Here is a 14575-nt window from a genome sequence, read left to right as displayed (position 1 = left end):
AACTGAACAGCTGGACAACACTTGGCATTACTAATAGAGAATTGATTCTCTCCCGATAGAACAGAGTGCAAACCCGAACACCCCTTTGTTCCATCTCTTGACCAGGGCGGCCTGAACAACCGCCCTGTTTTCTTTTGTTAGCCTTTCAGCAGCGAGAGTGCAGACTGAGGACGCTGGTTTGCCTGTGACAGTATGGTCGATGCAGCCTGTTGCAGAATGTTCTGCTTGGTCATGTTAGCGGTTTCTGTCGCGAAATCTGCATCACGGATCCGTGAGCGGGCGGCACTGACGTTTTCAGAGACGTTCGCCTGGTTGCGAATGGTCGAGTCGAACCGGTTTTGTACCGCACCCAACTCGGCACGCTTGCTGTCCACCACCTTGATCATGTAATCCAGGTTGGCCATGGCCGACTGGGCGGAGCTTGCCGCAGTAATGGTCGACATGCTGGTGGAGCTGACCGGGGTTCCCGTCGTCTTGGTAATTTTATAAGGCTCACCTGAGGTGGTGGTCGCCACAGTCGCACTGCCGCTGGTCGCTGAAGCCATGCCCGAGATGGTAAAGGCAGTGGTCATTCGGAACGTAATGGTCTGACTGGCATCGGCACCGACCTGGAAGGAGCCCACATAACCGCCCTTGAGCAGGTTCTGGCCACCGAAGGTGGTATCTTTGGCCACACGGTCGATTTCAGTCATCAGCTGAGAGTACTCTTGCTGCAACGCGGTACGGTCATCCGTGTTGTTTGAGCCGTTGGCGGATTGCTGAGCCAGGGTACGCATCCGTTGCAGCATGGAGGTCACTTCATCCATGGCGCCTTCAGCGGTCTGGGCAACGGAAATACCATCGTTGGCATTGCGGTTACCTTGATCCAGACCATTGATCTGGGAGGTCAAACGGTTGGATATTTGCAGACCGGCGGCATCATCTTTTGCGCTGTTGATGCGCAGACCAGATGCCAGGCGGGTGTAGGAAGTATCCAGAGATTTGTTGGTGTTCATCAGGTTACGCTGAGCGTTGAGTGATGAAACGTTCGTATTGATATAAAGACCCATGACCATTCTCCTAAGCTATTAAATTTACTATCTAATTTGCTCGAACTTTATTGTCTTTCATGTTCGATGCGTCTTATTTAACGGCCTCTTTTTCGATGTCTTTAGCATTATTTTTAACGCTTCATCGCATTAACGCCGCTTACCCTATTTATCGGCACATTCTCGCAGGACTTAAGAGAAAAAATTCAAAAAGTGCCCCTTATCAGCGGGATGCAAGCACAGACGGAGGGACCATGAGAAGCCCCGCCCCCTTGCCAGCTTCGGCTCCCACCTCAAGCCAGCGGCCACTTCCCCTCTGCTCAGCCCGCATCCCGCCTGCAAAAACTTGGTCTGGCTCCCACTTTTGCAGGCAGCCATTGGTCAGATGCAGGCCCAGCCCCTAAAATCGCGGCCCCATCAACAATTGGACGTGAGTTGTTCTCCATGCAGACACTGGTTGAGCAGATTGTTTACATCAGCGACATGTTTGGTACTGCGGTATTCGCGTTTTCGGGCGTGCTGGTTGCGGGGCGGCTCAGGATGGATGGCTTCGGCGTCATGGTGCTGGCAGCCGTCACCGCCATTGGTGGCGGCACCATACGTGACATGATCCTGGGGGCCACCCCTGTGTTCTGGGTGCGCGACCCTCTCTATATCTGGGTCGTCATCGCCACGGCGTTGATCGGCATGTGGATGGTCAAGCTGCCCCGTCGCATGCCCTGGTATGTGCTGCCGGTGGCTGATGCCTTCGGACTGGCCCTCTTTACCGTGATCGGTACCCAGAAAGCCCTCAACTTTGGTTCCCCCGGCCTGATTGCCGTGATCATGGGGACCATGACAGGGGTGGCTGGCGGCATGATCCGGGATGTCTTGGCCCGGGAAGTGCCCATGGTGCTGCAAAAGGAGATCTATGCCACCGCCTGCATCCTGGGCGGCATCCTCTATACCCTGGCGCTTGAGGTCAATATGGACAGGGTTACCGCCATGCTTATCTGCATGACGGCCGTGTTCGGTTTGCGGGTTGCCGCTATCTACTGGCACCTGTCACTGCCCACCTTCTCGTTGCAACGCCATTGATATCCAGGCCGGGAGCGCCATGTCGCACTCCCGGCCTCGTTACATTGAACCAAGCAGGCTTTTCTGTTGTCATAGAATCCAGTCGTTGTAAGCCGGAATCCCTCATGCAAAAACTTGGGCTCATCACTTCCCTGTTACTGATGAATGTGGCAACGGCGCAAGCCGATGCACAGGTACTGTTCGGACGACTGGCTTCTACCCCGGTACAGCAATTCAACCAGCAGATCCGCCAGGCAAGCACTGCCCAGCAAACCTGGGTCAATGATTATCGTGAAGTGGCGTTGCGTTTTGTCGGCCACAGCGACATACCCAGTCGTATCCAGGCACAACAGCTGGACAACGATCTGGTACTCTCGGTGGCCCTCGATGGCAACAAGAGCGACATGATCTACATCCTGACCCTGTTTCGCAGCAACAACCTGTGGCAGATGCGGCAAGCCGAAATGGGCTGGCGCTGTCAGGGGCAATCGACCTTTACACCCGTCCCCTGCCCCTGAGCCGCGCGCGACATCAGGATGCAATCAGAGTGAAATAAAAAATCCGGCACATTGGCCGGATTTTTTATGGGAAGCGCATGCCGTTACGGGCGGTACACCTTGACGTTGTCAAAGCCCTTCTCTTTCAGATAGAGCGCCTGCAGCTTGCTCATCACACCGCGATCGCAGTAGAGCAGATAGGTCTTCTCCTTGGGCAGATCGCCAAAGGCGGTGGCCAGCTTGAAGAAGGGAAGGTGCAGCACCTCACGTCCTTCCACCACCAGCGGCTTCTCGTCGCGCTCATCACTGGAGCGGATATCCAGGATCACCTCATCGGCGGCCAGCACTTGCGTAGTCTCCACCTCCTGTACCTCGGCGGCGGTCTCTTCACCGATGCGGCGGATGTCGAGGTAACGGGCCTCGGAGACTACCTTGTCCAGGATGGCGAAGTCGAAGTTGGCCTCCTCCGCCTCGATGTTGGACAGCACAGCCTTGATGGTCGGCTTCTTGGAGATGACGCCGCAATACTCCGGCATGGTCTCGGCAAACTCCAGAGTGCCGATGCGGCGGGCTTCGCTGATGATGTCCGGCTTGTCCCAGGTGATGAGCGGGCGCAGGATCACCTTGTCGGTCACCCGATCGATGACATTCAGGTTGGTGAGGGTCTGGCTGGAGACCTGGCCCACGCACTCCCCTGTCACCAGCGCCGGGATCTGGAAGTAGTCGGCCACCTGACCGGCGGCACGCATCATCATCCGCTTGAGCACCACACCCATCTGGCCGTTGTCGATCTTCTCGAGGATCTCGGCCACCACGGGTTCAAAGTCTATGGCAGTGAAACGCACCTTGTGGGAGGCGCCAAACTTGCTCCACAGATAATAGGCAACCTGCTTGACCCCGATCTCGTGGGCTGCGCCGCCGAGATTGAAGAAGCAATAGTGCACGCGGCAGCCGCGCTTGATGAACTGGTAGGAGGCAACGCCCGAGTCAAACCCGCCGGAGAGCAGGCTCAGCACATCTTCCTGGGTCGCCATGGGGAAGCCGCCCATGCCATGGTGAACAGCGCTGATGATGTAGAGCTCGTCATTTTCCACTTCCAGATTGACCTGGATATCGGGCTTCTTCAGACGCACGCCGGCGGTTTCGCAATGCTGATTGAGGCCACCGCCCACATAGCGCTCCAGCTCCAGCGAGCTAAAATCGTGCTTGCCGACGCGGCGGGCACGCACGCAGAAGGTCTTGCATTTCAGGCGATCGCCCCAGACGGCGCGGGTCTGCTCGAAGATGTCGTGCAGGTCGGTAAAATTGCTCAGCTTCACTTCGAGGAAATACTGGATGCCCGGGATGCAGGCCAGCGTCTCCAGATACTGGGCGTGGAACTGATCGTTGCGGGAGCTCACTACCAGCTTGTCCCAATCCATCCGTACGCGGGCGTCTTCGTCGAAGCGGCGCAACACGTTGCGAATGTTGCCCTGCAACATCTTGGTGAAGCGCTGACGAACTGACTTGCTCTTGATGGTGATTTCCGGGAACAGCTTGATAATGAACTTCATGGTTTTGACTCGGGTGGCCTTGATTTAAGGGCGCGAATTATATCAGAACTTTCTGGCCGGCGCCTACTGGATGCGCGTTTGCTCACATTCCCCCACGCAACGTTTGCGACGCGACGGCAATCTTGCGTATATTCCCAAGCCTGCGCCCTAGCAATCCCTTGACAACAGACTGATCCGATGAAGACCTATATCTACTACCCCGGCATGGAGGTACGCGACGAGCTCTGGCTCAAGTTTGCCCTGCTCTATCTGGAGCGACTCGCCTTCGTCTTTACCGTCAGTGAAAAGAGCGGCCTCACCGCCCTGCTCCATACCCTGGAAGAGCAGACTGATCTGCTGGCAGAGCGTCCTGAGCCTGGCTTCTTTGCAGACATCACCCCGCAGCTGGAGAGCCAGCTCGGCGGCCTTATCGCCCCTGACTTCACTCGCCACAAGGTGTTCGGCAACAAGGAGCTGATCACTCGCTGGCGCCAAGGCGCCAACCACGACTGCTTCTGCCCGACCCAGGCCGGTCTCGAGCGGCTGCACGGTTTTTGCCTGACTCACGGCTTTGCTACGCAAGATGAGGGGGGGATCAGGATGGCGCGGCGCTTTGCCAATCTGCTCTCCATGCGCCTCGCCCGTGAGTGGGCACTCGCTAATGAGGGTGCCCTCATCACGGATCACGACTATCTGGACCGGCTGCTGCACCTGCTCGAATCCCGCTACCACAACCGGGGCGGCCAGGATTGCTTCCACCTCGAGATACCATTGCAAGTCCCCACTCACCTGAGCGAGATCCCGTTTGCCGAGCTGATTGCCCTGCGCGCCCGCAGCGGCTTTCGCCAGCAATTGGCCGAGTTTCATCAGGCCCTCGATGCCCTGCTGGCCATGCTCGGCAGTGGCTATGCCGAGCCAACGGCCCTGACCCGTTTCGAGCTGGCGCAGCAAGGGCTCAATCAGCTGCTGGGGCCAGAGACCCGCAGCCTGCCGCTCACCACACTGGTCAGCACAGGCCTGCCCGCCATGACGATGATCCATCAGCTCAAGGCGAGCCACCCAAAGAGCCGCCTCATCTTCCATCCCATCAAGAAGAGTCATTTCCACCAGCGCAAGAGCCAGCACTTCTTCACCCGGCTGGGGCAAGTCAAACCCTGAGCCAGCCGGCCGCCAATATGGTCCAACGGGATCAGCTCACAGCCTGATCCCGTCTTGGTGACATGACGCGCCGTCAATATTCTGGCGCCCGGTCAGTGCAAACCAGGAGCCCCTCAGGAGGGGTTTTCCAGCCGAAATTCGACTCTGTCGCTGTTGCCCGCCTCATCCACCACCACCAGCTGGTAGCGCCCCGCCTCGCTCAATACCTGATCCCCGTCCCAGCGTAACCGCTGGCCGTTGAGAAACCAGAACGGCTTGCCCACGCCACCCAGCACCCTGGGTTGCAGGCGATAGCGCTGGCTGCGAATAAGGTTGCCCTCCCCCAGCGCGACGATGCGAATGGGCGCCTGCAGATCGGCGCGCTTCGCTTCCCCCGCGCAATGGCTTGCCAGCAGCGCCGTGCGCCGTTCCCCCGGCGCCCGCCAGGGTTCCAGCGAGAGCGGCCAGAGTGCTCGCCAGCTTGAGTGGGTCGCATCACTGCAGCGCGCCAGGGTGGGGGTTCCCTGCTCGGTCAGCGCAACCTGACGCAGCGGTGAGGGCCAGTCCATGGGATCGGGCAAGGTGGGGGGATCCCGTTCATCCAGCAGCCAGGCGCTCTGTTGTTGCAGGCAGGCTTCTGGCAGGGTGGCACCCACCCGCCGCCCCAGCGGCCAGCAGATGTCGCTCTCGCTCACCGTATTGGGCTGCGCCGGCAGGGGGCTGTTGTCACCCAGCCGCGAATAGACGGAGAGCAGCAGTGGCACAGCCGCGCTCTGACCGTAAAAACCGGGCAAGGGGGTGCCGTCGGGCCGCCCCAGCCAGACACCCAGGGTCCAGCGGCCCGAAACCCCCAGCGCCCAGCTGTCCCGGTAGCCGTAGCTGGTGCCCGTCTTCCAGGCCAGCCGGTTGACCCGGCCGGTCGCCTCGCTGGCAAAGGGCTGATCCGCCCGCCCCTGCGAACTCAAAATCTGCCAGATGATCCAGGCGGCTCCAGGGCTCAGCAAGGGGCGCGAGACCGCCTTTTGTCCCGCCAGCCAGACCGGCATCGCCACCTGTCCCTGCCGGGTGAGGGAGCTATAGAGCGCCACCAGCTGTTCCAGCCGAATGCCCGCCGCCCCGAGCGCGATGGCGGGGTTGGGCTTGTCGGAGAGCGCCAGTCTGACCCCGGCGTTGTCCAGTCGATTGACCAGGGTATCGGGCCCGAGTGCCTCCAGTACCTGTACGGCCGGCACGTTGAGGGATTGCTGCAGCGCCCGGGTCATGGTCACGGGCCCCTGAAAGGCACCGGTAAAGTTGGCGGGTCGATAGTCCGATCCCAATCTGGGTGCATCGGAGAGCAGGGAGGCGGAGTGAACCAACCCGGCATCGAGCGCCAGACCGTAGATAAACGGCTTGAGGGTGGAGCCGGGGGAGCGGATCGCCTGCACCATGTCGAGGTAGCCGTGGCGCCTCAAGTTGCCGTACTCGGCGCTGCCCACGTAGGCGCGCACCGCCATGGTCTGGTTGTCCACCAGCAGCAGGGCGGCGGAGGTCTGCTCCGGGAAACGGCGGATATAGCTCTCCACCCGCGCCTCCAGCCAGCGCTGCAGATCCCCGTCTATGGTGGTATGCACCAGTGCGCCCGGCTGACTGTCGGCGGCCAAACGGGCAAACAGCGGCGCCTCCATCGGTGTGAAGTGACCGCGGGCCAGTACCGGCTCGATGCGCCCCTCCGTCCAGACTGCCTCCGACCAAGCCCCCTGCCTGACCAGCCGCTGCATCACCTTGTCACGGGCGGCGCGGGCGCGATCCGGGTGCCTGTCCGGCCGATAACGGCTGGGTGCCTGCGGCAGCACCGCCAGCAGGGCGGCCTCGGCATGTGTGAGTTTGGCCGCACTCTTGCCCAGATAGGCAAAGCTGGCCGCCTGTACCCCTTCAAGGTTGCCGCCAAACGGTGCCCGATTGAGATAGACGGTGAGCAGGGTACGCTTGTCGTAGTGCCACTCCAGCTGCAGCGCCCGCACCATCTGGCGCAGCTTGCCGGGCACGCTCCTGTGATAGGGCTCGATGAGGCGGGCCACCTGCATGGTGAGGGTCGAGCCGCCCGAGACGGCCCGCCCGTAACGCAGCCATTGCCAGACCCCGCGCACCATGGCCACCGGGTTGACCCCAGGATGGCGCCAGAAATAGCGATCCTCGTAGCCCAGCAACGCCTCTATATAGCGGGGGGAGACCTGCTCCAGCGTCACGGGATAACGCCACACCCCGCTGGTATCGGCGAAGGCCCGCAGCGGCCGCCCCTTGATGTCGAGTACAACCCGCGCGAAGGCGGGATCCAGCGGTGGCGGCGGGAAGGTGCGATCCAGCACCAGCAACAACAGGATCACGCCAGCCAATAGCAGCGCCGTCAGACGCAGCCAGCGAGGTAGATGCCGCAGCGCAAGCCAAGCCTGGCGCAACCACAAACGGCCACGTTGCCAGAACGTGGCCGGGAGAAGCGTCTCCAGCAAGGGGGCGTTACTCAGAGATCATCACCTCGTGAATATCCTGCCCCACTGCCCGCAGCTCGGGCCGGTACATATCCTCCACCTGGGTCGGCGGCACCTGATAACGACCCGGGGTCACGGCCCGCATCAGGTAGACCAGCTGCTGGTTGCCTCCTTCGCTCAGATCCAGCGCCGCTGTGTAGCGATCGTCACGAAACTCCTGATGCTTGAGGTAGTCGTTCCACTCGCTCTGCCACGCCGGTTTGCCCTCTATGCTGAGCTCCTCGAGCTTGATGCTGGTGCCAAGGGCCGGGTTTTCCAGCTCAAATCCCGCCGGCAGCATCTCCACCAGCAAGGCATCGGGCACCGTCTGCTCGCTGCTCACATTGAGCCGCACCACCACCAAATCGCCCACCTTGACCTTGGCGGGATCGAGCGGCTTACCATCGGCATTGAACCAGCTGCGGGTCACGCTCATGCCCTGGCTGATACGTACGGGGGCCTGCTCGGGATAGCCGATCAAGGTGCGCTGCACATAGAGGGATCCCTTGCCCTCGTTGGTCACGCCAGTCGCCGCCAGGGCCTCGGGAACACCGATCTGCGCACTGTTTTTACCGGCAACGGGATGATCGCCATTGATTGACACTAGCCTTGCCTGCCAGTCAGCAGCAGGATCGACCTGTGCCAACCGCAACAGGGCGAGGCGCTCCTGGGTGCTTAGCCACTGGCGATGGGCCAGAGTATCGGCCACCTTGGCGCTGAGCTCAGACCAGCGATCCTCGGCCAGCTTGTGCTGGCGCAGCAGAGCGAGCTCCAACGCCCCATCGCGCAGGGGCGAACCGTAATCGGCCAGATAATCCTCGCCGCGCGGGGTTGCCAGCGTCCGGGCAAGAGCCTTGGCGGCAGTCTGCTCATCCCCCATGGCGGAAAGCGCCAGCGAGAGGTGCAAGAGCGGCAAACCAGAGCGGGCATGATCCGCCTGCTGCTCCCAGATGAGACGCAGGGTGGCGAGCGGCGCCTTGCCCACCCGCGCCAGCACATAGGCGCTGTAGGCCTGATAGGCCAGCCGACTGTGCTCGGGGGCACTGCTCCAGCGCTCGCCGTACTGACTGTCGGTGAGATAGCTCTGCAAGCGATTGAGGGCCTGACTCAACATGGCCTCGGGCACGGCGTCGCCGACCTCCTTGCGGGTCAGCAGGTAGTCGGCCGCATAGGCAGTGAGCCACTGCTCCTCATCGGAGCGACCATCCCAGAGGCCAAAACCGCCGCTCGGCAGTTGCAACCGTTGCAGCCGCTGCAGCAGGGCGCGCTGCAGATCCGCCTCGCTCACCGGCTTGCTTCCCAGCGCAGGTTTGGACCAGGCCGCACGCTCATCCGCCGTGGTCAGCAAGTAAGGCCAGGCGCGGGACAAGGTCTGCTCCAGACAGGCGTAGGGGTAATCGGCCAGCGCCTGCCACTGGGCGGCCGGATCCCAGGGGGGCGTGCCTGAGAGGCTGAGCAGCCCCTGTAGATTGGCGGGATCCAGCCCGGCCAGTTCGCTCTGGGCAAAGCTCATCTGCTGACCTGGGGTCAGCATCTGGTAGCGCTGGCGCGTCTGGGCAGGCCAGGGGGAGCGCAGCGGCAGATACCAGTCGCGACTTATCGCAAAGCCCTTGCCGCTCGCCGCCAGTTGCAGGCTTGCCACCCCGCTCGCCCCGGTCACTGTGAGCGGCAGGGTCAGCCAGCGCTCCTCGCCATTTTTAAGCGTCAGCGTCTCGGGTAGTTCGCCGCCCGCCTGCAAGCCGCCGGCCAGGGTCCATTCAAGCGAAAGATTTTGATCCTCGCCGCTCATATTGCGCAGTTGCACCAGGGCGCGGGTCTGATCCCCTCTGGCCCCAAAGCGCGGCCAGCCAATCTCGGCCACCAGCGGCGCAACGACTTTGACGGCGCGCTCGGCCTCTCCCACCTGCTGCTCGTTCCAGGCCAACGCCATCAGCGCCAGCTCGCCGTTGAAGTTGGGCAGATCAAGCGGTATCACCGCCTTGCCACTCTCGTCAAAACTCACCTCACCGCTCCAGAGCGCGGCGATCTCGACCCGGCTCTCCAGCGCACCGCCCTTCTTCAGCGCCGGGGCATCGCCGCCGTAGTTGAGGCGGGCCAGCTTGCCATCCTGCGGCGGAATCACCTGACCGTAGTTGTCGAACAAGTCTTGTGCGAAGCGCTTGCGACCAAAGAAGATCTCGAACGGTGAGAGGGGCTGGTAATCGCTGATATTGAGCACGCCCCGATCCACCGCCGCCAGTACCACTCGCCCCTGACTGTTGGGGGTGGAGGTGGCGGTGACCTCGAGCCGGGTGAGCGGCACCGCCTTGTCCGGCGCACTCAAGCTGAGCGGCAGACGGCGAGCTTCTCTGTCCAGGGTGAGCGGCACCAGACCGACCGAGCGCAGACTCTGCACACTCTTTTGGCTCACCGGCTTTGACTCGCTGTCGGGGGCGGCGATCTGCGCCGAAATATGCAGATCGTGACGCTGCCACTCCGGGCTGACGGGGATCTCGAACTCGCCGCGGGCCTCTGCTGAGCCACCACCTTCGGCTCGCAGCTCGATACGCTGCCACCAGCGCAGGCTGTCGCCATCTTCCACCAGCAGCAGCCCCTTGCCAGCACGGGGGGCAACCAGGGTCACCTTCGCCTTGTCGCCAGCCTGATAGGCGCGCTTGTCGAGGCTGATGGCAATCTTGTCAGGCCGCGCCTGCTCACCACCGCCACCCCAGGCGTAACTGCCGATCTCGACCCGCAGGCTGGATTGATGGCCCTGGCTGTTCTCCACCTCCAATCGGTACCAGCCCGCCGCCAGTTGCAAACTGAGGGCGGTCGGCCCCTTGCCATCGAGTTGCAAGCTCTGCTCCAGCTCAAGATAGGGCTGGCTGTTGAACTCGTACTTCCACCCCTCGCCATCGGCGTAGTGCCAGTAGTAGTCGCGGTATTCGTTGACCAGCCGCACCTTCACCTCGCCCGCCACCGGCTGGCCCTTGTCATCCAGGTTGAGGATCTGGAAGGGTAGCGGCTTGCCCCCTTCCACCCTGTCCGCGACGAAATCGGCCCTCAGCGCCGGCCACTGGCTGCCCACCGGCCAGCCGTACTGGGTGCGACTGCGATTGACGGCGCGACCGCCGGGCTCGGAGAGCGACACCCGATAGGCTACCTCCAGCGGCCCGAGGGCACTCACGCCATCCAGCTCATCTGCCAGCGAAAATATCCCCTGCCCCTGCTGATTCAGGGTGAGGTTGAGGGGCTCAAGCTCCTTGGCCTGCTCGGTCAGCAACACGTCCCCCAAGGTGAACGCCTGCCACTGGGTGAAGGGCATGGCCGCGCGGCTTATTTTCACGTCAGCCTTCGCCTTGGTGTTGCTGGCGGGAGCGCCGTAGAGATAATCCCCCTGCAACGGCAGGGTGAGCGCCTGTTGCGGGGTCAGCAATTCGCCATCAGGCCCCTTGCCGAGTTGCAGCTTGAGCCGCTCCGGCAGGAACTCCTCCACCAGGAAGGGCCACTCGAAGCGGCTGCCGGCGGCGGTTTTCAGGTTGATGGTCCAGCGCCCGAGCGGCGCGTCATCCGGCAGGCGCAGACCGTAGTGGGCGGCCCCCAGGCTGTCCGGCAGCAGCCGTTTCTGTTCGAGCAGCTGACCGTCCGGCTGTTTCACCTCCAGCTCCACCGCCATTCCCGGCAGCAGCTGGCCATCCTGCCCCTTGAGCAGGATCTCGCTGTCGAGCCGCTCGCCGGGGCGGTAAAGATCCCGCCCGCTGAACAGATAAAGCTGCTGGGCCTGCCAAGGCTGGGTGCCGAGATCGAAGGCAGCGAGATCCAGCGCGGCGCCATCGAGGCGCAGCACAGCCAGATGCTTGCCCTGCTCGGCCAGCAGCAGGCGTGCGCCCTGCACCTGGTCGAAGCGGCGGTGACCCTGATTGTCACTGGTCTGCACCTGCAGCCGGTTGCCCTTCTCGTCGAGCAGGGAGAGCTGTACCTCCTTGAGGGGATCCGCACTCGCCAGCGAGCTGACAAACACCTCTAGCTGATCCCGATAACGGCGGGCACTGAGCCCCATGTCGCTCACCGCGAAATAGGTGGTCTCCTTGCGCCAGTCGTAGTTGCCAAGGGGTGACATGACGGCGAAGTAGACACCGGCCTCGGCCAGCTGCGGCTCCTTGACGTTGATAAGGCGGGTTTCGCGGCGGTTGGCATCCAGCGCCAGGGCGTAGCGGCCGCTGAACACCCGTTTGGCGCGGCTGGTGATCTGCTCCAGCTCCCAGTTGCCCATGCCGGCGCCGGGTCTGTACTCGGCCAAAAAGCGCGGCAGATACTCGGCATCGACCCGGAAGAAGTCGATATTGACCTCATCCACGTTGACCGCGCTGATGGGCAAGCGCAGCTCCTGGCGCAGCGGCAACACCATGCCGCTGGCAGTAAACGACGCCCCTGCCTCCAGCGGCCGGGTCTTGAGGGTCCAGCGCTGGGGCTCAGGGCCCAGCCCCGATTTGAGGATCACCTCATAGCTTTTGTCGGGTGCGACCTGCGGGAAGTAGAGGGTGCGGCCATCCTCGGCCAGGATCCACTCCCCCTGCACCTGCTTGCCCCCCTGGCTCACCGCCAGCCAGCTCTGCCAGTTCGCTCTGGGCGCCAGCGGGCCGGAGAAGACCAGCGCCAGCGCCGGCGCGTCTCTATATTGGCGGGCATTGGCCTGCACCACGGCCGTGGGGACACCAGCCTCTTGCTGGGCCGCTGGCGCCTGATCGGCGGTTGCCGGCTTGTCCTGACCACAACCGGCCAAGAGCAGACAGGCCAGCCCGGTCAACAACAAGGCAGACCAGCGATGGCGGCACGGCGCAAGCCGCAGGGGAGCAAAGTGGTGGGCAGCAGGGCAAGGGTCAAAAGGGCGCATAGGTTCCATCCCGGATTGGATCGCTGCCACAGCAGCGCGATAGGCAACAGGATAAGACATCCGACTCGCTTGACACAAAACTCATTGCAAAATGTCGAGCACAGATTGCCACCAGACAGATAACAAAAAGCCGACCCTGAGGTCGGCGTTTGGTGTGTCGGTGAGGCCCTTATTCCATCACCGCCATCTGCCAGGTTTTGAAACCGCCGGAGAGGTTCTTCACCTTGAAGCCGTGTTGGCTAAGCAAGCGGCAAGCCACGTGGCCGCGCAAGCCCACCTGACAGCTGATGAGCAGCTCTTTATCCCTGGGCAGTTCATCCAGCCGGCCACGCAGCTCATCGAGGGGGATGTGCAGGGCATCCGGGATGCGACCCAGCTTGTCGAGCTCGGGGCCATTGCGTACATCCAGCACCTGTTGATGGGGATGACGGGCCTGCACCTCGGCGGCGTGACAGATCAGGGTATCCCCTTTCAAGTGGTTGCTCGCCACGAAACCCGCCATGTTGATCACATCCTTGGCCGAGCCGAACGGCGGCGCATAGGTGAGCTCCAGATCCTGCAAGTCAAACACCGTCAGCCCGGCGCGCTGGGCCACCGCCAGCACGTCGATACGCTTGTCGACCCCGTCCTTGCCGATGGCCTGGGCGCCGTAGATCTTGCCATCGGGGGCAAACAGCAGCTTGAGGCTGACCGGGTGGGCGCCCGGGTAGTAACCGGCATGACTGCCCGGATGCACATAGGCCTTCTCGAACGGCAGGCCCAGTTGCAGCAGCCGTTTCTCGTTGAGGCCCGTGCTGGCCACCGCCAGGTCGAACAGCTTGCAGATGGCGGTACCCTGGGTCTTCTTGTAGGTTTCAGCTCGGCCCAGCATGTTGTCAGCGGCGATCCGCCCCTGCCGGTTGGCAGGCCCCGCCAGCGGGATCAGCACGGACTCGCCGGTGACGAAGTCGGTCTCTTCCACCGCATCCCCCACCGCATAGATGAAGGGATCCGAGGTACGCATGCCGGCATCCACCTTGATGCCGCCGCGCGGCCCCAGCTCAAGCCCCGCCTTGGCGGCGAGCAGGGTCTCGGGCTTGACGCCGATGGCCAGGATCAGCAGGTCGGTGTCGAGCCGGGTGCCGTCGCTCAGGGTCAGCCGCAAGCCGGTGCTGGCCGCTTGCGCCGGCTGCCCGTCCTGGCGCTCGATGGCCGAGAGGCCGGTGCGCAGCCGCAGGTCGATCCCCTCTTCGCGGATGCGGGCATGGAGCATGTTGGCCATCTCTCTGTCCACCGGTGCCATCACCTGATCGGAGAGCTCCAGCAGGGTGACATCCAGCTTGCGCTGGTGCAGTGCCTCCATCATCTCCAGCCCGATGAAGCCGCCCCCCACCACGGTGACATGGCGCGGATCATCGCGCTGCAGGGCCGCCAGTATGCGGTCCATGTCCGGAATGTTGCGCAGGGTATGCACGCCCGGGCTGTCGATGCCGGGGAAAGGCGGGCGAATGGGGGCCGCCCCCGGGCTCAGCAACAGCTGATCATAAGATTCGCACCGCTCTTCACCGGTGAGCAGGTTGCGCACCAGGAGCGTCTTGCCAGCTTTGTCGATGTCGATCACATCGTGAAAGACCCGCACATCAACGTTGAAACGGCGCTTGAAGCTTTGCGGCGTCTGCAGCAGCAGGGCCGAACGGTCCTGAATATCGCCGCCGATATGATAAGGCAGGCCACAGTTGGCGAAGCTGACAAACTCGCCCCGCTCGAACATCACTATCTCGGCCGTTTCGCTCAGGCGGCGGGCTCTGGCCGCCGCAGAGGCACCACCTGCCACACCGCCTACAATCAGGATCCGTTTCATCAGCAAGACTCCGGTTAACTACAGATTGCCATTACATTAGTAACTTCTAATTTAGATTTCAATGAAATTTTGTTTGCATCGATTTTGCAGTATTCTTGCCACCCG

At 62.4% G+C, this 14575-nt stretch carries 8 protein-coding genes; 3 read left to right on the top strand and 5 right to left on the bottom strand.

Going from position 1 to position 14575, the window contains the following annotated elements; all coding sequences use genetic code 11:
• Positions 1-137: 137 nt before the first annotated feature.
• Positions 138-1049, bottom strand: a complete 912-nt coding sequence (gene flaA / locus BN1128_RS01430) for a flagellin A (protein WP_042865811.1) — start codon at positions 1047-1049, stop codon at positions 138-140.
• Positions 1050-1472: 423 nt separating this feature from the next.
• Between flaA and BN1128_RS01425 the strand changes: the two genes are divergently transcribed.
• Positions 1473-2105 carry a trimeric intracellular cation channel family protein gene (locus tag BN1128_RS01425; protein ID WP_042865810.1) on the top strand — a complete coding sequence of 211 codons (633 nt, stop codon included), beginning with the start codon at positions 1473-1475 and terminating at the stop codon, positions 2103-2105.
• 104 nt (positions 2106-2209) lie between these two features.
• Positions 2210-2602 (top strand): hypothetical protein, encoded by a 393-nt coding sequence (locus BN1128_RS01420; protein ID WP_042865809.1) that lies wholly within the window; start codon positions 2210-2212, stop codon positions 2600-2602.
• 83 nt (positions 2603-2685) lie between these two features.
• Here BN1128_RS01420 and thiI read toward each other — a convergent pair whose 3' ends face one another.
• A complete protein-coding gene (gene thiI, locus BN1128_RS01415) occupies positions 2686-4134 on the bottom strand; it encodes a tRNA uracil 4-sulfurtransferase ThiI (protein WP_042865808.1) in 1449 nt (482 codons plus the stop codon).
• 177 nt (positions 4135-4311) lie between these two features.
• Here thiI and BN1128_RS01410 point away from each other — a divergent pair, with 177 nt between their 5' ends.
• Complete coding sequence (locus BN1128_RS01410; protein ID WP_042865807.1) at positions 4312-5271, top strand: hypothetical protein; 960 nt, start codon at positions 4312-4314, stop codon at positions 5269-5271.
• A 113-nt stretch (positions 5272-5384) separates the two neighbouring features.
• On the opposite strand, the gene pbpC is transcribed toward BN1128_RS01410, so the two are convergent.
• The 3 genes from pbpC to BN1128_RS01395 form a co-directional block, all read right to left on the bottom strand.
• Positions 5385-7694, bottom strand: a complete 2310-nt coding sequence (gene pbpC, locus BN1128_RS01405; RefSeq protein WP_244464537.1) for a penicillin-binding protein 1C — start codon at positions 7692-7694, stop codon at positions 5385-5387.
• 52 nt (positions 7695-7746) lie between these two features.
• A complete protein-coding gene (locus tag BN1128_RS01400) occupies positions 7747-12630 on the bottom strand; it encodes an alpha-2-macroglobulin family protein (RefSeq protein ID WP_082030313.1) in 4884 nt (1627 codons plus the stop codon).
• 169 nt (positions 12631-12799) lie between these two features.
• Entirely contained in the window at positions 12800-14470 is a 1671-nt protein-coding gene (locus BN1128_RS01395) for an FAD-dependent oxidoreductase (protein WP_042865804.1), read from the bottom strand.
• Positions 14471-14575: the final 105 nt, after the last annotated feature.

This window comes from Aeromonas piscicola (assembly GCF_000820005.1).
Lineage (GTDB): Bacteria > Pseudomonadota > Gammaproteobacteria > Enterobacterales > Aeromonadaceae > Aeromonas > Aeromonas piscicola.
This window is presented reverse-complemented; position numbering and strand designations above follow the sequence as displayed.

Coding starts and splice junctions, on each gene's coding strand:
- flaA (WP_042865811.1), bottom strand. CDS start 1,049: ATGGGTCTTTATATCAATACGAACGTTTCATCACTCAACGCTCAGCGT.
- BN1128_RS01425 (WP_042865810.1), top strand. CDS start 1,473: ATGCAGACACTGGTTGAGCAGATTGTTTACATCAGCGACATGTTTGGT.
- BN1128_RS01420 (WP_042865809.1), top strand. CDS start 2,210: ATGCAAAAACTTGGGCTCATCACTTCCCTGTTACTGATGAATGTGGCA.
- thiI (WP_042865808.1), bottom strand. CDS start 4,134: ATGAAGTTCATTATCAAGCTGTTCCCGGAAATCACCATCAAGAGCAAG.
- BN1128_RS01410 (WP_042865807.1), top strand. CDS start 4,312: ATGAAGACCTATATCTACTACCCCGGCATGGAGGTACGCGACGAGCTC.
- BN1128_RS01400 (WP_082030313.1), bottom strand. CDS start 12,630: ATGCGCCCTTTTGACCCTTGCCCTGCTGCCCACCACTTTGCTCCCCTG.
- BN1128_RS01395 (WP_042865804.1), bottom strand. CDS start 14,470: ATGAAACGGATCCTGATTGTAGGCGGTGTGGCAGGTGGTGCCTCTGCG.